The organism is Desulfovibrio sp., from assembly GCA_016208105.1.
Lineage (GTDB): Bacteria > Desulfobacterota > Desulfovibrionia > Desulfovibrionales > Desulfovibrionaceae > Fundidesulfovibrio.
The window spans coordinates 33,488-53,477 of record JACQYS010000011.1 but is presented as its reverse complement, the minus strand read 5'-3'; the positions used below and the strand labels follow the sequence as shown (position 1 = coordinate 53,477).

17 protein-coding genes are annotated in these 19,990 nt (G+C 60.8%); 9 read left to right on the top strand and 8 right to left on the bottom strand.

Features of this window, described 5'->3' with window-relative positions:
- Window positions 1-29: 29 nt before the first annotated feature.
- On the bottom strand, window positions 30-1,088 hold the full coding sequence (locus HY795_06280; protein ID MBI4804824.1) for a metallophosphoesterase: 1,059 nt from the start codon (window positions 1,086-1,088) through the stop codon (window positions 30-32).
- A 296-nt stretch (window positions 1,089-1,384) separates the two neighbouring features.
- On the opposite strand from HY795_06280, the gene HY795_06275 reads away from it, so the two are divergent.
- On the top strand, window positions 1,385-3,004 hold the full coding sequence (locus HY795_06275; GenBank protein ID MBI4804823.1) for a GGDEF domain-containing protein: 1,620 nt from the start codon (window positions 1,385-1,387) through the stop codon (window positions 3,002-3,004).
- A gap of 42 nt (window positions 3,005-3,046) precedes the next feature.
- On the top strand, window positions 3,047-4,543 hold the full coding sequence (locus tag HY795_06270) for a GHKL domain-containing protein (GenBank protein ID MBI4804822.1): 1,497 nt from the start codon (window positions 3,047-3,049) through the stop codon (window positions 4,541-4,543).
- Window positions 4,544-4,648: 105 nt separating this feature from the next.
- Here the strand turns inward: HY795_06270 and HY795_06265 are convergent, their stop codons facing one another.
- From HY795_06265 to HY795_06255, 3 genes are all read right to left on the bottom strand, one after another.
- Complete coding sequence (locus HY795_06265; protein ID MBI4804821.1) at window positions 4,649-4,981, bottom strand: hypothetical protein; 333 nt, start codon at window positions 4,979-4,981, stop codon at window positions 4,649-4,651.
- Window positions 4,982-5,090: 109 nt separating this feature from the next.
- Entirely contained in the window at window positions 5,091-7,325 is a 2,235-nt protein-coding gene (locus HY795_06260; protein MBI4804820.1) for a PAS domain S-box protein, read from the bottom strand.
- A 105-nt stretch (window positions 7,326-7,430) separates the two neighbouring features.
- Entirely contained in the window at window positions 7,431-10,718 is a 3,288-nt protein-coding gene (locus tag HY795_06255) for a PAS domain S-box protein (GenBank protein ID MBI4804819.1), read from the bottom strand.
- Between the two features lie 267 nt (window positions 10,719-10,985).
- Between HY795_06255 and HY795_06250 the strand changes: the two genes are divergently transcribed.
- Window positions 10,986-11,210, top strand: coding sequence for a hypothetical protein (locus HY795_06250; GenBank protein MBI4804818.1), 225 nt, complete (start codon window positions 10,986-10,988; stop codon window positions 11,208-11,210).
- A gap of 621 nt (window positions 11,211-11,831) precedes the next feature.
- Window positions 11,832-12,470 carry a chemotaxis protein CheX gene (locus HY795_06245; GenBank protein ID MBI4804817.1) on the top strand — a complete coding sequence of 213 codons (639 nt, stop codon included), beginning with the start codon at window positions 11,832-11,834 and terminating at the stop codon, window positions 12,468-12,470.
- A gap of 110 nt (window positions 12,471-12,580) precedes the next feature.
- On the opposite strand, the gene HY795_06240 is transcribed toward HY795_06245, so the two are convergent.
- The 3 genes from HY795_06240 to HY795_06230 form a co-directional block, all read right to left on the bottom strand.
- Complete coding sequence (locus HY795_06240; GenBank protein ID MBI4804816.1) at window positions 12,581-14,635, bottom strand: MCP four helix bundle domain-containing protein; 2,055 nt, start codon at window positions 14,633-14,635, stop codon at window positions 12,581-12,583.
- A 475-nt stretch (window positions 14,636-15,110) separates the two neighbouring features.
- Complete coding sequence (locus tag HY795_06235) at window positions 15,111-16,304, bottom strand: HAMP domain-containing histidine kinase (protein MBI4804815.1); 1,194 nt, start codon at window positions 16,302-16,304, stop codon at window positions 15,111-15,113.
- A 38-nt stretch (window positions 16,305-16,342) separates the two neighbouring features.
- The gene (locus HY795_06230) at window positions 16,343-16,903 is read right to left on the bottom strand and encodes a carboxymuconolactone decarboxylase family protein (GenBank protein MBI4804814.1); all 561 of its coding nucleotides are present in this window, start codon (window positions 16,901-16,903) and stop codon (window positions 16,343-16,345) included.
- A 472-nt stretch (window positions 16,904-17,375) separates the two neighbouring features.
- On the opposite strand from HY795_06230, the gene HY795_06225 reads away from it, so the two are divergent.
- The 3 genes from HY795_06225 to HY795_06215 are packed head-to-tail and all read left to right on the top strand — an operon-like array spanning window position 17,376 to window position 18,782.
- Window positions 17,376-17,822: a BrnA antitoxin family protein gene (locus tag HY795_06225; protein ID MBI4804813.1), complete on the top strand. Its 447-nt coding sequence runs from the start codon at window positions 17,376-17,378 to the stop codon at window positions 17,820-17,822.
- 37 nt (window positions 17,823-17,859) lie between these two features.
- Complete coding sequence (locus tag HY795_06220) at window positions 17,860-18,387, top strand: phospholipase D family protein (GenBank protein MBI4804812.1); 528 nt, start codon at window positions 17,860-17,862, stop codon at window positions 18,385-18,387.
- Window positions 18,388-18,425: 38 nt separating this feature from the next.
- Window positions 18,426-18,782, top strand: coding sequence for a hypothetical protein (locus tag HY795_06215; protein MBI4804811.1), 357 nt, complete (start codon window positions 18,426-18,428; stop codon window positions 18,780-18,782).
- 40 nt (window positions 18,783-18,822) lie between these two features.
- On the opposite strand, the gene HY795_06210 is transcribed toward HY795_06215, so the two are convergent.
- On the bottom strand, window positions 18,823-19,101 hold the full coding sequence (locus tag HY795_06210; GenBank protein ID MBI4804810.1) for a GIY-YIG nuclease family protein: 279 nt from the start codon (window positions 19,099-19,101) through the stop codon (window positions 18,823-18,825).
- Window positions 19,102-19,211: 110 nt separating this feature from the next.
- On the opposite strand from HY795_06210, the gene HY795_06205 reads away from it, so the two are divergent.
- Together HY795_06205 and HY795_06200 are read left to right on the top strand one after the other, a co-directional pair.
- On the top strand, window positions 19,212-19,574 hold the full coding sequence (locus HY795_06205) for a type II toxin-antitoxin system RelE/ParE family toxin (GenBank protein MBI4804809.1): 363 nt from the start codon (window positions 19,212-19,214) through the stop codon (window positions 19,572-19,574).
- Window positions 19,564-19,887 (top strand): XRE family transcriptional regulator, encoded by a 324-nt coding sequence (locus tag HY795_06200; GenBank protein MBI4804808.1) that lies wholly within the window; start codon window positions 19,564-19,566, stop codon window positions 19,885-19,887. The genes HY795_06205 and HY795_06200 overlap by 11 nt, the downstream gene beginning before the upstream one ends.
- The last annotated feature ends 103 nt before the right edge of the window (window positions 19,888-19,990 follow it).

Here is a 19,990-nt window from a genome sequence, read left to right as displayed (position 1 = left end):
AGGCGGACCCGCATCACCGTACCGGCGCTTCACATGGTGAAGCTGTCCGTCACCACCATCTTCCCGTCCTTCACGCACTTCTCCTGGGCCGTCACCGTCCCGGTGGTCTCGTCCACGGTGATCACCATGTACCCGCGCAGCATCTCCTTCGCCGGCACGCGCTTGTGCGGAAAGATGTTGGTCAGGCGTTTGTCCTGCGCCTTGGGGTCGTAGGTCATGGGGCTGGCCCCGCCGTTGCCCTGCACCACCTGCCAGATACCGTCCACCGCGCCCCGGGCGTAGAAATGCTCGTGGCAGCACAGGTAGGCCTTCACCTTGTGAGCGGTGAGGGCCTGCCAGAACGGGTCGCGATCCGCCACGGCCGCCAGCTGGAACTCGTATTCCTCGGACACGCTGGTGGTGAAGGCCGGGCTGTGGCCCAAAACGAAGGTGACGGGGCTTTGCCCGGATTCGAGCTGCCCCTTGATCCAGGGCAGGTTGATGCGCACGCTGCGGCCCTGGCTGCCGGTATATTGGTCGGTGACGATGAAATTGGCCGACTTGTGGGTGAAGCTGTAGTTCAGGCCCTTGGAATCCTCCGGCCCGTTCTGGGGCATCCTGGCGGCGAACAGCTCGCCGTAGGCCGCTATGAGCTCCGGCACGCCAGCCCCGGGGTTTATTTCTCCGCCGAATTCATGGTTGCCCCGCACATAATACATGGCGATACCCGCCTCGCGGATGGGGGCCGTGGCCTCCAGGAAGTTCCTGTACATCTCGCGGTAGCGAACCGTAGGATCAAGCTTCAAAAGCGGGCTGGGGGCTTTGAGCCAATAGCCGTTGGTCAGGTCTCCGGCGTGGATCACCAGATCCGGCTTCACGGGCTCGGCCGCTATGTGCCCGGCCAGGTCGGCCAGCCCGGCGCTTATGCCCGTGGCGCTTTTTTTGGTCACGTCGCGGGTGTCGCCCAACAGCACAAAGCTCCACACCTTGCCCGTTTGTTCGCCCGCCTCGCCAGCGGCCAGGGCCGGGGAAAAGGCCGCCAGGCAAACAAGGGCCGCGAAGGCCAACAGCCCCGCCAGACGTCCCGCCATCCGCTCGACATGCCTCATGGTTCCTCCGCGAAGATGTATTCCCTGACGCCTCCAGGCACGCCCCGGCAACCCCGGGCCAGTATGCCTGCAAACACATGCCGCACCATAAAGCAAAATACACCGCCCATACCGTAATTGCCAGGGCAAAGTCGCCAGGCGAGGCTACCATCCTGAAAAGTCTTGGGGTATCATGGGTGCCGGTATCAGCCAGGCAGCGTGCGCACATTGCCGGCCGGAAGGCTCGCGCAGAGCCGTGGAGCACTGTCCGGCACCCACCCCAACGAGACGTTGCAGTGCCCCCCAAAAGGACGGCCATGCCAAAAAAGCTCAGTCTCCGCGCCCGGTTCGCCCTTACCTTTTCCGTGCTCATCATCCTGTCGAGCGGCGTGCTGAGCATTCTCATCGGCATGCGGGCCAGCCAGGTGGCCGAGGCGCAGATCGGCTCGCACCTGGCGGACATAGCCGCCCAAATGGCGGACAAGCTGGACCGCACCATGTGGACCAGAACCAGGGAAGTCATCCTCTTTTCCGGGCGAGACATCTTCCAGTCGCCCGGCAGGTTCGGAGACATCCGGGAAGCGATCGACCAGTTGCACGCCGCCATCCCGTTCTACTCCTGGGTCGGCTTCCTGGCGCCGGACGGCACGGTCATCGAGTCCACGGGCTCCATCCTGAAGGACCAGAACATCTCCCAGCGCCCCGTGTACGTCGAGGGCATCAAAGGGCTTTTCATCGGCGACGTCCACGACGCCGTGCTCCTGTCCAAGCTTTTGCCCAACCCCACGGGCGAACCCATGCAATTCGTGGACATAAGCCTCCCCATAAAGGACGCTTCCGGCAAACTGATCGGCGTGCTGGCCACCCATCTTGGCTGGCAGTGGGCCAAGGAGGTCGAGGCCTCCATCCTGAGTTCGCTCAAGGATGAACGCGACCTGGACCTCTTCATCCTGGCCCAGGGAGGAACGATACTTCTGGGCGACACCACGCTCTACGGAAAAACCCTGGACCTACCGCTTCTGGCGCATAGCCGCAGCGCCCCAAGCGTCTGGGCCGTGGAGACCTGGCCGGACGGAAAAAAGTACCTCACCGGGGCCGCCTTCGGGAAAGGCTTCCGGGAGTACGGCGGGCTCGGCTGGACGGTCATCGCCCGCCAGCCCGTTAAGGAGGCCTATGCGCCGGTGCGCGTGCTCATGCGCGACATCTTCCTGGTGGGCGCACTGCTCTCCGTTCTGTTCGCCGGAGCGGGACTGTTCATCGCGGGGCGGGTGATAAAGCCGCTCAAGACCATTACCGACACGGCCGACAGAATACGCCTTGGCGAGGATGTGGCCATCCCGGAGAACCAGGACATCCCGGAAATAAAGACCTTGGCCGCCTCGCTTTCCTCGCTCATCGACAGCCTGACCAAAAGCGAAATCGTACGCGACCGCATGCAGCGCCTGGCTACCAGGGACCCGCTCACCGGGCTCTCCAACCGGCTGGGGTTGTCCGAACATCTGGCCACGGCCCTGCCGCGCCTCACACGCCAAGGCGCATCGCTTGAGGTGCTCTGCCTGGACCTGGACGGATTCAAGGCGGTAAACGACACCCTGGGCCATCAGGCCGGCGACGAACTGCTCAGGGAAGTGGCCCGGCGCCTGACTGGCTGCCTGAGGGGGGAGGATGTGCTCGTGCGCCAGGGTGGTGACGAATTCATCGTTCTGGTGGAAACAAAGGGCCAGGAGCGAAACGAGGTTCCTCTCCTGGCCGGGCGCATTTTACAATCGATTGAACAGCCATTCGTGCTGGAAGGCCAGACGGCCACCGTCGGGGTCAGCATCGGCGCCGCGACCTGGCCATTGCACGGGAAACGGATCGAAGACGTGCTGGCCAGGGCAGATGCGGCCCTGTACGAGGCCAAACGCAGGGGAAAGAACAGGCTGGTACAGGCCTGAAGACCGTTCCACACAAACGGGACTTATTTTAGGGGGGAGGCTGTGGCAGCTTTGACGGGTTTTACATCGTGGGTTGGCGTGCTCGCCGGGTGCGCGGCCCTGGCCGCCCTCAGCCTCACCACGCTCTACAGCTACCTTCTTTTCCACACCCTGGCCGAACTGTTCAGCATAATTATCGCCAGCGGCGTCTTCTTCATGGCCTGGAACTCAAGGCCCTACCACAAGAACGGCTACCTGCTGTTCATCGGCATCGCCTATCTCTTCGTGGCCCTCTTCGACGTGCTGCACACCATGGCCTACAAGGGCATGGACGTGTTCCCGGGCTTCGACGACAACAACCTCCCGCCCCAGATATGGCTGGTGGCGCGCTACATGGAGGCCCTGGCCCTGTTGTTCGCTCCCCTGTTCTTTCGCCGCCGGGTTTTCCCCGCCGTAACGTTCGGCTGCTTCCTTACCATAAGTTTGGTTGCCCTGCTGGCGATCTTCCACTGGAAAGTATTCCCGGACTGCTTCCTGCCCGGAGTGGGCCTGACCTCTTTCAAGATCGTAAGCGAATACGCGATCATGGCCATCCTTGTCGTCGCCACTGCGCTGCTTTTACGCAACAAAGACAGGTTCGAGCCCGACGTGCTGCGCCTGCTCATTCTCTCGATTCTTGCCACCATCGCCACGGAGTTCTGCTTCACGCTCTACGTGCACCTCTACGCCCCCAGCAACCTGCTTGGGCACCTGTTCAAGATCGTCTCGTTCTGGTTCATGTACCAGGCCATAATAGTCACCGGCCTCACCAAGCCTTACGACCTGCTGCTTCGCGATCTCCAGCTTGAGATCGAGGAGCGCAAGAAGGCCGAGCAGGTGCGCGAGAACGTGGAGCGCATCATCCGCCACGACATCAAGTCGCCCCTTATTGGGCTGCAGAGCATGGCGAAACTCGCGTTCGAGGATAAATTGAATGACGAATTCCGCGCCTTGCTTCCCGGTCTCATGCGCGGGGTCCGCAACGTGATAGGCCTCCTGGATTCCACCGAGAAGATACACCAGATGGAGAAAGGCACGTACGCTCCCCAGGCCGTTCGCTTCGATCTGCTGGAGGTGATGCACGACGTCGAGGCGTCTCTTGCGCCGTTGACCAAAGCCCGCCAGGTCCGGCTCGTTCACTCCTGGGACTCGGGTCCGGCTATGGCGCAGGAAGCGTCACTGCTTTCGGGAGAGCAGTTCCTTGTGGAGATAATGCTGACGAACCTGGTGAAAAACGCCGTGGAGGCTTCACCCAAAGGCGGCCAGGTCACAGTTTCCTGGCACATCGAAAACAACAGGCTGCGCATCGACATCCACAACCAGGGCGCCATCCCGGAAGCCGTGCGGGACACGTTCTTCGAGAAGTTCGCCACCGCGGACAAAAGCTACGGCACCGGGCTTGGGACATACAGCGCCCGGCTCATCGCCCGGGCCCACGGCGGGGACATCTCGTTCACCACTTCGCAGGCCGAAGGGACCACAGTCACGGTCACCCTTCCCTGCCCGAAAGCCTCAGATTGACCTCCGGCAGCTTGGCGGATCGTCCCGAGAATTCTCCGAGCAAAAGAAAACGGCCCGCCTTACAGGAGACGGGCCGCGTAATGGCAGAGCATCAGCAGTGACCGATTATTTCGGGTAGGCCGACCGGCAATACTTCACGCACCAGTCCCGGGCGGCGTCCGCCGGACCGCTGCAGGAGGAGCCGGCATACTTGCCGAACTGCTGGCCGTGGATGGCCGCGCATTCCTGCATGCAGGCGTCAAGCGAGGCCTGCTGCCTGTTTATGACTGCCGTATACGGGTCGCACACGGCGATGGTGTCGCAATCCCCGCCGTTCTCGCCGTCGCCGTACTGGTAGCAGAATCCCTTGAAATCCTTCTCCGTCATGGGCTTTACCGGCCCGCATCCGCCAGCGAGCAACACAGCCGCGACCAACGATGCGAGTAGAATCCTGTTCATAGCTTCCTCCTCCCGGCCTGGTGGCCCATGCTAGCAAATGATGCTCGCGCCTGTCTCGCTTTCGACCCGGGAATGTGCGGCGCACGACCCGCTCTTTACCAGCCCGCTGTCAACGAGCCCGGTGCGGAAACGTGAGAGTGAAGGCGGCTCCCGCCTCGGACTGCACGAAAAGCTCCCCGCGAAGCTGGTTGGTGAGCATGGAGACGATCTGGAGCCCCAGCGTGGCGGCGGTTTGGATCTGGAAGCCTTCGGGCAGCCCCACCCCGTCGTCTTGCACCACCACGGTCACGCGGTCAGGGGCCAGCGACGCCGCCACGGTCACCGTGCCCTGGTCTTTGTCCTTGAAGCCGTGCTTGAGGGCGTTGGTGACCAGTTCGTTCACGATGAGCCCGAAGGGGATGGACTGGTCGAGCGTCAGGGAGATGGCGGACAGATCAAGGCGCAGCGAGATTGTCCTTTGGCCTTTGTATGCCGTCACCAGCCGGGGCAGGAGCTGCCGGAGATAGTCGTCCATGTTGATCCCGCTCAGGTTGTGCGAGCGGTACAACTGCTCGTGAATGAGCGCCATGGACATCACCCGCCCCCTGCTCTCGGCCAGTACGTTCCGGAGCACGGGGTCGTTCAGCCCGTCCGCCTGGAGGCTTAAAAGGCTCGAGATGATCTGGAGGTTGTTTTTCACCCGGTGGTGGATCTCGCGAAGAAGAATTTCCTTTTCCCGCAAGGACGTCGCTATGGCCTGTTCCGCCTGCTTGCGCTCAGTTATGTCGGTGAAGATGCAGTGGGTTCTCAAAAATTCGCCCTTGTCGCCCTGTTGCACCCTGCCGTTGAAGGCGACCCGGACGGTCCGGCCGTCTTTGGTGACCATGTCGAACTCGACGCCATCGATCATGCAGGCCTGCTTGAACATGGGGAAATTGCGGTCGAAGTGCTCCACGAAGCCCTCGCCGAGAAAATCCCCGAACCACCGCCCCACCACCTCATCCTTGGCGTATCCCAGCGTATCCTGCCACTTCTTGTTCACGTCCAGGAAATACCCCCTTTCATCCAGCGACTGGTACGGCAGGGGGGCGTTCTCGAAGAGCATGCGGAAACGGGCTTCGCTTTCCCGCGAGGCGTCTTCAATCAGCTTGCGGTCGGTGATGTCGCGGTTGCAGCCCTGGCGGCCCAAGTAAACGCCGTCCTGGTTGTAGATGGGCTTGCAGGTGTGGCTAAGCCACACGGTGTCGCCACTGCGGGTAATTATCCTAAAATCAAGTTCCTGATGAGGCGGCTGGTGGCTGTTCACTTCTTCGATATGGCTTATCCAGATGTGTTTGTCGTCCGGGTGGACGATTTTAAGGACAAGGTCATCCGGATCCTGGATGAACTCCTCGGGGGTGTAGCCCGTTATGGCTTCGCACGACGGCGACATCCATTGATACTTCCCGTCCGGTCCGCGCCAGTACTCCCAGTCGTAGATGTTCTCGGAGACGATGCGCAGGCGTTCCTGACTTTTCCGTAGCTTCTCTTCGGTCTTCTTTCTCTCGGAGATGTCGCGCGCGAAGCCAAGGAGCAGGGCCTTGCCGCCATTATCAATGATGGCGGCCCGCACCTCCACCGGAAAGGTCGATCCGTCCTTGCGTCGGTGCAGGGTTTCGAAGGAGGTCTTTTCAACGGACCGCAGGTACTCGACGAAGGCGTCCAGATCCGGCCTTTCATCTGCATCCACGTCCTTTATTCTCATGGCGAGCAGTTCTTCGCGGGAGTAGCCGGTCTGGCGGCAGGCCTCGGGGTTCACGTCCAGGAACCTGCCGGTCTGGTCGGCCAGGTAGATGGCGTCTCCGGCGTTCTCCACCAGCAGGCGCATGCGCTCCTCGCTTTCGCGCAGGGCCTCCTCGGCCCGCCTGCTTTTGGTGATGTCGATGTTGATGCCCAGGATGCCCAGGATCGCGTCCTTGTCCCGGATGGGGGCCAGAATGGCGTGAAAGATGCCGGGCTCGCCATTGGTGGGAGCGTAGTGCCTGTCTTCGGAAAGGATTTCCCCGGCAAGGGCGCGCCTGTTGCTTGCTCGCCAGGATTCGACGATTTCGCGGGCGGTGTCCCCCTCGTCAATCGAGGCCCGCGACAGGTCGCCCCAGACCCTTATGGATTCATCGCTCTGCATGATGACGCGCTCAGATGTGTCGCGCGCCCAGAAATCGAAGGGAAGGTTGCGCAGCATGGCGCCGAGCAGGGCGTCCTTGGCATGAAGGGACGCCCGGGCCTCTCTTCCGGCTTTTTCATCCGCCTCAAGTTCCGAGATACGCCTGCGGGCCGCTTCAAGCTCGGCGATGAGCTGTTCCTTGGTCTTTACGCTGTCAGACATGCAAGGTCTTACGAGGTTTGGAGTTCTTGGCCATACATCATGCGCATCCTGGCAGTGTTTTCACATGCGGACGATTCCGCGTCAATCGCGTCTGCACCCCCAGGTTCAATGGCCTGTCCGGTGGGGAAAGGTGAGCGTGAACGAGGTTCCACGGCCCGAGTCCACCGCAAGCGCCCCGTGCAGCTGGTTGGCGAGCATGGCCACCATTTGAAGGCCCAGGGTTTTGGTTTTCAATTGCTCGAAGTCTTCGGGCAGGCCCACGCCGTCGTCGGCCACCACCAGGGAGACCGAGCCCCCGGCGAGGTTAGTGCGGATGGTTACGGCGCCCATGTCGCGGCCCTTGAAGGCGTGCTTGATGGCGTTGGTCACCAGTTCATTCACTATGAGCCCGAAGGGGACGGCCTGGTCCAGGGCCAGGGTGACCGGGGAGAGATCGTCCAGGCGCAGCGTGACGTCCTGCGCGCCCCTGTACGCCGCCACCAGCTTGGGCACGAACTGCCTGAGATACTCGGCCGCGTCGATGCCGGAGAGGTCCTCCGAGCGGTAGAGCTGCTCGTGGATCATGGCCATGGAGATCACCCTGCTTCTGCTTGCGGCCAGGGCTTCCAGGGCTGCCTGGTCCTTCAAGCCCTCCTCCTGGAGGCTCAAAAGGCTCGAGATGATCTGGAGGTTGTTTTTCACCCGGTGGTGGATTTCGCGCAGGAGCACTTCCTTCTCCTTAAGCGAAGCGGCCATGGCCTCCTCGGCGTTCTTGATGAAGGTGACGTCCGTTACCAGGGCGTAGAAGCCCTGCACCGCGCCGTCCGAAATGTCCGGGATGTAGTTCAGAAGGGCGCGCCGCACGTGGCTGCCGTCGGGAGAGGGCATGGCCCGCTCGAAGAGCTGGGGCTGGCCTGCCATCACGGCCTCTATGTAGGGCAGGCTCTTGCGGTACGTCTCTTCTCCCAGCAGGTCCTTCAGGTGCATCCCGGGCATGGTGTCGCGATTAAGGCCGTACCAGACCAGGTAGGCGCTGTTGGCCAGGCGGCAATTGAGCTCCTTGTCCCAGTAGCTTACCAGCGAGGGCAGGTTGTCCAGAATGGCCTTCAGGTCGCGCTCGCTTCGCACCAGCTGGCTCTCGAGCTGCTTGGCCTCGGTGATGTCGCGGCCAACCACCACGGAACCAACTATCTTGCCTTTCTTGCCCCGGATGGGGCTGAAGCTGTAGCTGGCGATCCAGGTTTCGCCGGTGTCCTTTCGCTTGAGCCTGTAGATGGCGTTGGTGGCGGTTTCGCCCCGAAGCGCCCTGGGAACGGCCCATTGATCAAGCGGCGCAAGTTCGCCGTTCTCCAGATAGACATCCAGTATGGCCGGGTAATCGTCGAAGTGCCTGGCGCACTCCTGCTTGCTTGCAAACTTGTGGAAGGTGGCGAAGGCCTCGTTGAAGTGGATGAAGTTGCCCTTCTCGTCGGAAATGAACACCGCGTCCACAATGCTCGCCAGCGCGGTTTCCAGCTTGGCCTGGCTCTCCAGCAGCTGTTTTTCTATTTTCTTGCGCCCCGTGATGTCGGTCCAGCTGGAGCGTATGGTGTCCCTGCCGCAATACAGGAACCTAACCAGCCGGACCTCGCACAGCAGGTCCTTGCCATCCGCGTTTTTGATGGCCCGCTCGATGGTGAGTATCTCCCCGTCCAGGATTCTTTCGCGGTTGCGGGCTATGGATTGCTCGAGCTCCATGCCGTCAGGCTGTTTCTTGGCGAAGAACCTGAAGACCCCGTGCTCCAGAATATCCTTGGCGCTTGTGGCGAACAGGGCCTCGGCGTTCTTGTTCACCATGATGACGCGGTGGTCGTTGGCATCAGCCACGATGATCGCTTCCGGAGCCGCCTCCACCAGGAGCCTGAAGCGCTCCTCGTTCTCCATGAGGACCAGCTCGGCCTGTTTGCGCAGGGTGATGTCCTGGGCGATGTTGTCCACCACGGAAACGTTCCCGGAGTCGTCGTAGTGGATGTCGATGGTCCAGGACATGCGCCGCACTTCCCCGGACAGGGACACCAGCCGGTTCTCGAACACCATGTGTTTGAGCCCGGCCGCTATCCAGCCCTTGAAGGCGCGCTCCGTGGTCTCGCGGTCGTTCTCGTGCACGAATTCGAAGGCCAGGCGCCCGACGCATTCTTCGGGTTCCAGGCCGAAAACCTTGCGGGCCACCGGATTCACGTAGAGAAAGCGCCCGGAGCCATCCACCTGGGTGATCAGGTTGTCCGTTCCCTCCACCACATGGCGGAAGCGCTCGCCGCTTGCGCGCAGGACTTGTTCGGCAACGCGCCGCTCCGCCTCGCGGCTTTTGAGCGCCTTGACCATGCCGTCAAAGGCGGTGGCCACGATGTTCAAGGTGCCGCTGCCTCCGCTCATGCCGGACACGGCGTCCAGATCGCCTTCCCCCACCCGTCTGGCCAGCCCGGCGAATCGCTTCAAGGGGTTTATGATTCCGTATTTACCCGTCAGCCAGGCCGCCAGGAGCGAAAGAGACGCGGCCAGGCCGAACGCGTAGAGGTGTTGCCGGGTAAGCTTGTCCGCCCTGGCGAGGATTACGGCCTCTGGAATGCCGACGGCTATCACCAGATACGGCGCGTCCTGGGGCTTAAGGCGCAATTTCTGGAACGCGAAATAGCGCCGGACCCCGTCCAGGGGAGTAAAGGAGGCCACTCCTTCATCCTCCGGGCCGTAAAAGGCGCTCATGGCGTGGGGGGAAATGCGCTCTCCCACGGGGTTTGTTTCGGGTTTGTACGGATAAAACAGCAGGCGTGTTCCCTTGCCGTCGAAGATGCCGAGGCTCGAGCCTTCCGGAAGCATGGCCATGTCGAACATGTTCACGAAATGGTCGAGCTTCAGGCTGGTGGTCAGTATGCCCGTGAGCTCCCCCCCCTGGCCAATGACCGGATAGGCAAAGGCGATCACCGGCCCGGCCTCGAACCGGCTGACGATGTATTCCCCGGCGGAAAAGTCGCGAGTCCTCATGGTTTCTGCCACATGCTTGCGGTCGGCGAAATTGTCCGCGGCAAAGGGAAGCGCGGCCGCGAGGACGTTCCCGTTCGGGTCGAGCAGGATGAAGTTGGCATGGACGGGATGCTGTTGCACCAGGGCCTTGAAAAGCGTGGTGCACGAGGCGTGGTCCAGGTGCTGTTCGTGCATCAGCGACAGGGTGGAAAGCAGAAGCTCCACGCCACGGGTGACGCTCTCCTGCTGCTCCCCGAAGGACCTGACCATCCTCAGGGCATCGGCTTTGGCTTCTCGAACCTCCTTTTCCCGTAATTCCACGCCGGACCAGAGGATCATGGCCAGCATGGGAAGAGCGCCGAAAAGAACCACCAGGATGAGGTTCAGACGGATGGAATCGAACCGGAAGAGCTTCATGCGCTGGCCGTACTCCAGTTGGGCGTGGCACCCAGCACCGAAAGATTGCGTGATCCTTCGTGGCCGTAACAGATAAATGAGATTCTGGGCAAGCGCTGGCGGTGCTTTGTTGCCGGACCGCATGAGCTTTTATGGCGAGCCTTCTTGAAAGGCCCTCAGGATTGATGCGTATTCTTAAGGCTTGCCCAGGCGCATGCGGCTTGAATATATTGCGCCTGAAATCACGACTCATGAGGAAAGCTTCAATATGGTGTTTGCCTTGAGATTGTGGTCGGCTACTACGTGATGCTCGTCAAGGTGTACCTCACGCGCGTAAGCAACAAGAAAACCCAGACCGCATACGAGGTGTGCACGTTCATCATCATCCTTTTGGTGATAACTATAATAATAGACCTCAATACGCCGTTCGTGGGGTTGATAAATGTCGACACCGCACCTTTCACCTGGGCGTATGAGAGGGCCGTGTACATCACCGGATTGACGCCTCACTGACGTTGCCCCTGCTGCACTCGCACACACCGGCGGCCCGAGCTGGCAGGCCCTGTGCGGCTCGCCGTATCAATCCACGCGGACAATGCGTCGCGCATGCGACAAAGCAGTGAGCTGTTGTTGCAAGCCGCAAGCACTGCAAAAGAAAGGCCCCGTCCAGTGAAGGACAGGGCCAGTAGGTTCAAACTCTGTAGTAGTCTAATGGTTTCAAGTGGCTGTCTTTGCCGTACCTGTAGAGCGGATGGTTACTCCATCTTGAGTTTGCCAGGATGTAGTTTTTTCTCTGGCCTCTTGGTGCTCTACTTCAGAAAATGCTGCTCTTCTTCAGATTGGCCCAATGGTATCGCCTCCGTTGAAGGTGAACCAACAGTCTCCTGGAACACGACTACAATATAGGCCTCTCCCAGAAGGTTGTCCAGAGGGATTTTTAAAAAAAAACGTTATCAGCAGGAGCGGCTCGCCAAGGGAAGAACCCCCGGCCAGCCTCGAAGCAAAGTGCTTCGCCCATAAGGGCTTCCCGGGCCTGGACATATTTAATGAAATACGTTTTCTTGTAGAAGCTAGTTCATTCCCGGCTCCAAGCGGGCAGGCTTATTCGGCGCGCAACCACCATGAGGATCCCCCATGGACTCAGACTACAGCGTCACCTTCATAAACCCCATTCTCCAGGCCGTTACGGACGTCCTGCTCAAAATGGCCCAGGTGGTGGTGGAGCCCGGCAAACCCTACGTCAACCTGGCGCGCACGGCCGCCGGGGACGTCACCGGGGTCATAGGCCTTACCGGGGACATGACGGGCGTGCTCTCGGTGACGTTCGAGAAGGCCGTGATCCTAAAAATCACCAACGCCATGCTAGGGGAAAACTACACCGAGATCGACGAAAACATCGCGGACGCAGTGGGCGAGCTGACCAACATGATCGCGGGCCAGGCGCGCATGCACCTCTCCACGGACGGCATCCACCTCAAGGCGGCCACGCCATCGGTCATCACGGGCAAAGGCCACGTGATAAGCCACATAAGCCCTGCCCCCATACTCTCCGTTCCATTTTCCACCGCGTACGGCGCCTTCGTGGCGGAAATATCCATGGCCCACCACAGATCCTACCACAAGTTCGACCCGCTGCCCGAGAAGGTGACCCTCTGGCACAGGCCGTCCAAGGAAGAGATGGCCAAGGAAGCGGCGGAGAACGGCGCGCAGGCGCACAAGGAGAAGCGTTTGGACGAGTTCGACGTGGAGCTTTTGCAGAAAAGGAAGGACTAAAGTGGGCGCTCTTCCCTCCCCTGGCCAGCCTGCCAAAACAAACGCCCCGGGTGAAACCGTTCACCCGGGGCGCATTTCATTCAAGGCAAAGCCGTGCTCTGGGGGAGTAATCAGGCCCCGATGGACTTCTTTCCGCTGGTCCCGCGCATGCTGAAGATGAGCTCATGCAGGGCCGAAGCCTGGCGGGAGAGATCGATGACCGCGTCCGTGGAGTGGGACATGGTCTGGGCGGTCTCCATGGATATCCTGTTGATCTCGGCCACAGCCCGGTTGATCTCCTCGCTGGCCGCGGACTGCTCCTCGGCTGCGGTGGCGATGGCGTGCACCTCCATGGTGGAGGAATCCGACAGGGATACGATCGATTTCAGGGCGTCCCCGGACTCGGCGGCCAGGGAGGTGACCTCCTCGATGGCCTTGGCAGTCTGGTCCACGCTTAGCATGTTGTCCTTGGATTCGCGCTGGATGCTCGTTATGGCCTCCTCCACCTCGTGGGTGGCGGTCATGGTCTTCTCGGCCAGCTTTCGCACCTCGTCGGCCACCACGGCGAACCCGCGCCCGGCTTCGCCTGCTCTGGCGGCCTCGATGGCGGCGTTCAGGGCCAGCAGGTTGGTCTGGTCGGCTATGTCGGAAATCACGTTCAGCACCCGCCCGATATCCCGGGCGCGTCCGTCCATCTGGCCCATCTTCTCAAGAAGCTGCAGGGCCTGGGTCCGGACGATCTCCGTGGAATTGATCACGTTGTCCACCACGCCCTGGCCGTCCTGGGCCTTGCCCCGGGCCTGCTCGGAACGGGTGGCGGCGGTGTGGGCGTTCTGGGCCACCTCAAGCACCGTGGCGTTCATCTCTTCCATGGCCGTGGCGGTCTCGGCGGCCCTGTCGCGCTGGGTCTCGGCGCCTCTGGCGGCCTGCTCGATCTGGGCCGAGAGCTGTTCGGAAGCCGCGGACACGGCCTCGGCCACCTGTTCGGCCTGCACGGCCACCTGGGTGATCTTCTCGTTCTGCTGGGCGATCAGGGCTTCCTGCTCCTTGATGGCCGTCAGATCGATCCACACCGAAAGGGTGCCCAGCACGTGGCCGGTGGGGTCGTAGAACGGCGAGGAGGAGATGCGGGCATGGCGCTTGTTGCCCTTGTGGGTGGTGAATTCGCGCTCGGCCGTGATGGAGCGGTTCTCACGCAGGGCGATGCTGGAGATGGTGTCCTTGCCGGGTTCGCCCCAGATGAAGCCGCCCGAGGTCTGTCCGTAGTAGTCCTCGGGCTTTCCACCACGCTCCAGAAGGTCGATCATGAGCTGGTTGGTGAAGACCGTGGTGTCCTGGGGGGAAAACACCGAGCAGGGAATGGTCATGCCCTTGAGCACACCGTCGGAGAAGGAGAGCTGCTCCTTTAGCTTGCAGAGCATATCCATAAGCGCCTTCTGCAGGCGACCGATCTCGTCGTGGGCGCATACCGCCAGGCAGCTGTCGAGATTTCCTGCCGCCACCTCTTCGGCGTGCATCTGGGTTTCCTTGAGCCGCTTGGTGATGAGGTTCGGCAGGGCTATGGTGGCGCAAAGGCCCAGAGCCAGGATGATGCCTGCTATTATCATGGTGCGCGTCTTGCCGGACATGATGGTCTGGTCCACGGCGTTGCCCGCCTGGATGCCGCGATCCTGGGCCATGGAGTTCAGCTTGTCCAGGGAGCCCAGGGCCTGGTTGAACACCTTGGCGGATTCGCCGCGGATGAGCTTGATGGCCTCTGCGTCGTTCTGTTTGTTGGAGATCTCGACCAGCTTGACGTTCACCCGCAGGAAATCCTGCCAGGAGGCGGCATACGCCTTCATGGTGGACTTGAACTCCTCGGGCAGAGAAAGCTTCGCAAGCTGCGCCTCGGCTTCGGCCATGTTCTTCTTGGCCTTGGCCATGCGCTCTTCGATCATCTTATGATCTTCAGTGGATTCAGTGATTATATGCTGGAACTCGGCCCGGCGGAAATTGTTGGCAGCGTCCGTCATGATGGCCGTGGCCCGCATGGCCGGCAGCCAGACGTCTGAGACTTCGCTGGAGGAGTCGTGGATGGTGCCCAGGATGGAGTAGCCGCTCACCGCCAGGACCATGGTCAAGAGAAGCATGACCAGAAAGCTTGCCGCCAGTTTGAAATAGATGCTCAAATCACGCAAAAAGGCCATGACATCCCCCCCTTTTGAAGCGACGGTTTGGAACTCCTGTTGCGAAAACGAAGTAGGTGCTGAACGGAATATCGGGGCAATATCCTTCAATTATTGTGTACGCAAGTTCAAATGCGCCAAACTTATTCCAAAAATCGATCCACAGGATGTAAAACCATTGGTCCAAACATGACCCCCGATTCAGGTGTCTGGGGAATAAAAGAAACCGGATATTTGCCGCCCACTATTTACAGTACGGCCCAAGCAAGCAGTGCATCCGCCGGGAAGAGCATTCCAGGCACACCGGAAGCGGCAATGGCGAAAGAACTGAGACTGGGGCGAATCCCGGATCAGACAGCATGGAGGAGGCGCGGAATACGGTCAGAAGGTCCTGGAGTGTACTCCCGGGAAACCAGAGTATGCGGCATGCGCACCAAGCCTTAATGGTCGGCTGTTGAGCGGCGGCGACGCCCGCGGGAATATTTGGGAAGGGCCGCTACGTGGCCCAGTGCCCCGCCCTTGCTTCCGGCTGCGTGGCAGGATGGGGCAGCACCACGTTCACCGTGGTACCCTCTTCCTTGGAGGTGACAAACCCGATGCTGCCGCCGTGGGCCCTGGCGATGAGCTGGGCGGAGTAGGTTCCAAGCCCGGTTCCCCAGGGTTTTCCGAAGGTGGCGTATTTTTCGAAGAACACCGCGCGCACGTCCTCGGGCACCGCCCCATGGTTGTGGATGTCGATGCGCAGGCTGTCCTTCTCCTTCCGGCAAGACAGCGTGACCACGCCCTCCTCCGGCGAGGCCTCCACGGCGTTTCTCACCAGGTTCATGAGCATGTCCTCTACGAGGAACTCCTCGCCGTAGGCCCGCAGATCGCCGTCCGGCAGGACAAGGCGCACCCCCATCGACCTGGCCAGCGTTCTCAGGCCCAGCTCGATGTTGGCGCAGGTCTGCCCCAGGTCGAACCACTTGGCATCCGGCTGGTACGCGCCGCTCTCCATCTTGAGAAAGGCGTCGGAGGCATCAACCAGCCGGACCACCCGCTGGACCGAGTTTAATATGAAGGGAATCATTTCGCGCAGCCCCTCGTCCACGGGGTCGTCCAGGGCGCAGGAAGCCAGAGCGTGCAGCCCGGACAGCGGGGACTTGATGTCGTGGCGGATGATTCGCTCCACGTGCCGCCTGAACTGCTCGGCCTGTTTGCGCCTGGTGATGTCCGACACGCGCTCGGCCAGATAGTTTCCGAAAAGGTGGATGAACTTCGCGTCCAGGTCGCTTACGGGAAAGTGGCGGACGGCCGCGCTCACAAGGCCAAGGACGCTGCCCGCGCGCACCACGGGCAGCACGTAGACGGCTCTGATGGACTCTCCGGCCAGATGGGCCGGAGGTGAAAGCTCGTCTGTCCGGCTTGCCACATCCATTATGCGGGGCAGCTTGCTGTCCAGGTGGTGCCTGTCCCAGGCCTCGAGCTCCCTGACAGTGGCGATGCTCGCCTCGCCGGGCAGGCCGTCCATCACCAGAAAATCTTCGCCCGTGCGGATCACCAGGCGCCAGCTGGGAACGTCGGCGAAATATTTCCACTGGGTGGCCACTCGCCGCCCGATGACCAGGACGTCGTCCACGGACTGAATGTCCGAGAGCAGTTTGAAGAGCGCCTCGTAGCGCACCAGCTGGTGGGTGGTCCTGTCGCTCATGGGCGGTTCCGCTGTTCTATGCTCTGCAGAAACAGGCGCTAAAGAATGGCGCGATAATCGGGATCGAGGTCGATCTTAAGCGAGCTGGTGTACACGTTGAACATGGTGGTCATGTCGATGACGGCTATTATCTCGCAGATCTCCCCCTGGGTGAACCCCTCCCCGGCCAGTTCCTCGAAGTCGGCGTCGGTGAGGGCGTTTGCGTCCGCGGCTGCCTTCAGGGCGAAGCGCACCACGCTGCGGTAGTAGGCCGGGAATTTGTCACTGGTGCCCGAGGCTATCATGTTTTGCAGGTCGTCAAAGGTGAGGGAGGTGTCCAGGCTCAACACGCAGTGGGCGTGGCAGGCGGAGCAATAGCGGGCGCCGTTTTTGGCCGACACCGCGAACACGATCATCTCTTTTAGGGGCAGCGGCAGTGAGCCGCTAAGGAGCGTGCCCTTGGCGCGTTCCCAGTAGGCTTTGGCCAGGGCCGGGCTGTGGCCCAGGGTTTTCAGCCACAGGGGAACCTGGGTGTCGCCGGTTGAACGCATGAAGTCGTCGTAGACTTCACGGGTGGCGGGGGTGGCGTCCTGGTACTCGGTTATGCTGTAGCGCTGCATATCATCCTCACTCTTGGCGCTTGCGCGGTTTCGCAGGCCGTTACCGGCCCCGTCGTTTCGTCTGCTTGGCCTTACTCGAGTGGGTTGATCGTACTACTGCTTCGTCACCCCCTGTGCATAACGCGGCGCAAGGCAATGCTTTGTTTCTTCAGTACATGCTCAGTGATCTATGCCAAACACACCATAGTAACGGTTTAATTTATTGGATTTTTTTTAAACTCTTTGACGCTATTTTCATATATGCACTCCCCCCAAATGTCCACTGGGGGTGATGCCGAAAATGGCTCGGGTCTGGACGGCCGTACCTAGAATTCCAATATCCGGAACACTGCTTTTGGGTAACAAATATTTTTCACCCTCTAGACAGATATACAAAAAGTATATACAAAACATCACAAAAGCTGCGTAATACTTCTATTTCAATCTGTTAAAACAGACACTTGGCGAGCGCCTGCGAAAAGAAAGCGACGGCATGAAGAAGAAAGACCGCAAGAGGGTCTCCAAGGACGGCCTGGAGCTTGCGGCACCGCCGGAGGCGTCCGGCCCGTCCGGCGAGGCAAACGAAAGCAAACCCCGGATGCGCGCGCGGCGGGGCGAGGCCGGGAACATTTCGGGGAGCTCTGCGGGCGGCAAGCCGGGGGGCGAGTTTCCGGGAATCGAAGACCTGGCCGGGCAGATACGGCCCAGGCCAAAGCGGGTGATGATCTCCATCCGCCTCGATGCCGAGGTGCTCAACTGGTACCGGAGCATCGGCAAGGGCTACCAGAGCTACATCGGCGAATTGCTCGCGGCCTGGAAGAGGCAGCAGGAGGCCCAAGCGCACACGCTGGCTGGGGATGCCCCCCTGCCAGGACGCCACACACGGAAAAGGACGACCAAGACTCCGGACAAACCGCCGGCCGGGAAGGCCGGCAGCTAATACGAAACCCGAACCCGAGGAAAAGAGGGGGGTACCCATGCACCGATTCGCCTTCGCCTTGAGCCTTCTTCTGGCCCTGGCCGCGCCCGGCCTGGCCGTGGCCGAGTCCATGACGCTTAACAACACGCCCGTGGAGGTCTTCTTCAGCCCCAAGGGCGGCGCCCAGGACGCCGTGGTGCGCGAGATCGGCAAGGCCAAGACCTCGATTCTGGTGCAGGCCTTCAACTTCAACAACAGGGCCATCGCCCAGGCCCTGGTGGAGGCCAAGAAGCGCGGCGTGGCCGTGGCCGCCATACTCGACAAGAGCAACCGCACCGACAAGGCCAGCGTGGCTCCCATGCTCAGCAGCGCGGGCATCCCGGTCATGATAGACGCCATGCACGCCATGGCCCACAACAAGGTCATGGTGATCGACGCGGAAACCGTCATCACCGGCAGCTTCAACTTCACCAGGGGCGCTGAGGAGAACAACGCGGAGAATCTATTGGTCATCCGGTCCAAGGAGATGGCCAAGCTCTACAGCGGCGAATGGGCCGCGCACAAGCAGCACGCCGAAGTGTACTAGTGAGCCTGACCAACAACTCTCACCGGAGGGGGCGCGCCATGTTCAAGAACGAAGCCATCGTACCCATTCTGGCCATTCTTATCCTCTCGGGCGCATTGACGGCCATGGCCGCCAGCGACAAGGACTTCATCGGCACCTGGAAGTCCCAGGGCAGCCCCAGCATCACCCTGGAGATAACCAAAGAAGACAACATCTTCGTGGTGGCCGTGAGCGGCATGGTGTTCGGCGGGCCGCAGCTGTGCCCGGCGGCCATCGAGAACGGGCTTTTGAGCGTCTACGGCGGCGTGGGGTTCGGGCCGTCCGGCACCATCCGGTTCGGCTACGTGAAGGGCAGTGACAGCATCGTCGGGAACGGGCAGCTGTTCACCCGGGTGAAGGGTGCAGTGAAGAAGTAACGCTGGCTGAAAGACTGGGCGGCCCGCAGAGGGTGCGGGGCTAACTGTTTTCCGAAGCGGGCTCGGGGGTGGCATTCTGAAAGAAGGCCAGCTTCTGCGCCCGCTTCATGCGTTTGATTGTACGTTCAAGCTTCAAGGCCTCGGACCTGTCCGCCACCAGCTTGCTCCCCACCAACTCAACCGGCCTGCGGGACCGGGTGTACCTGGCCCCGCCGGGGATGAGGCCGTTGTGCTCGTCCAGCCTGCGGGCAACGTCGCGGGTAATGCCGCAATAGAGGGTGCTGTCAGCGCAGGTTAGGAGGTAGACGGTCCAGTTCATGGGGATGGTTTGGGGTTTGGTGAAAGGGTTGGCTTGCATCACTCTGTCACATCTTTTTGCAGCCAGGAAAAGATCGTTGACATATTCCTTCCAAAGAATACATTCCATCCATGGCATGGGAAGTTGAGTACACGGACGAATTCGGCGAGTGGTGGGCGACTCTTGGGTCAGAACAAGAAGACATCGCCGCAACCGTTGGCGAACTCGAACGCAGGGGGCCGAATCTTCCGTTTCCGTTTTCAAGCGGTGTTGAATCGTCGAGGCATTCGCATATGCGCGAATTGCGGATACAAAGCGGAGGCCATCCGATTCGAGTATTCTATGCATTCGACCCCTCACGCACAGCGATTCTCCTTATTGGCGGCGACAAGACAGGCGACGACAGGTTTTATGAAAGAATGGTTCCCGTTGCGGACAGGCTTTACGACGAACATCTTGAAGAATTAATGAAGGATAAACACCATGGCAGGTAGAAACTCTTTCGCAAAGCTGCGCGCGGCCATGTCTGCCGAAGCGCAGGAGCGGGTAAAACAAAAGTCGAATCTGCTGCGTGAAGAAATGGACCTGGCCGAACTGCGCAAGGCAAGGCGTCTTTCACAAGAGGAACTTGCCCAGGTGTTGAGCATCGGCCAGGCGTCCGTGGCGAAAATTGAAAAACGCACGGACATGTACGTGAGCACCTTGCGGCGCTTTGTGGAAGCCATGGGCGGGAGCCTGGATATTGTGGCCAGGTTCCCGGATCACAGCATCTCCATTAAAAAATTCGAGGACTTGAATCACGGATGAGCGATGAAGGGTTGGCCTAAGGCGGAACAAATGAAGCGCCCCACGGACACATTTCGCCGTGGGGCGCTTTATCGTTTTGGGATGGCGCGAACTGGCCGCAATG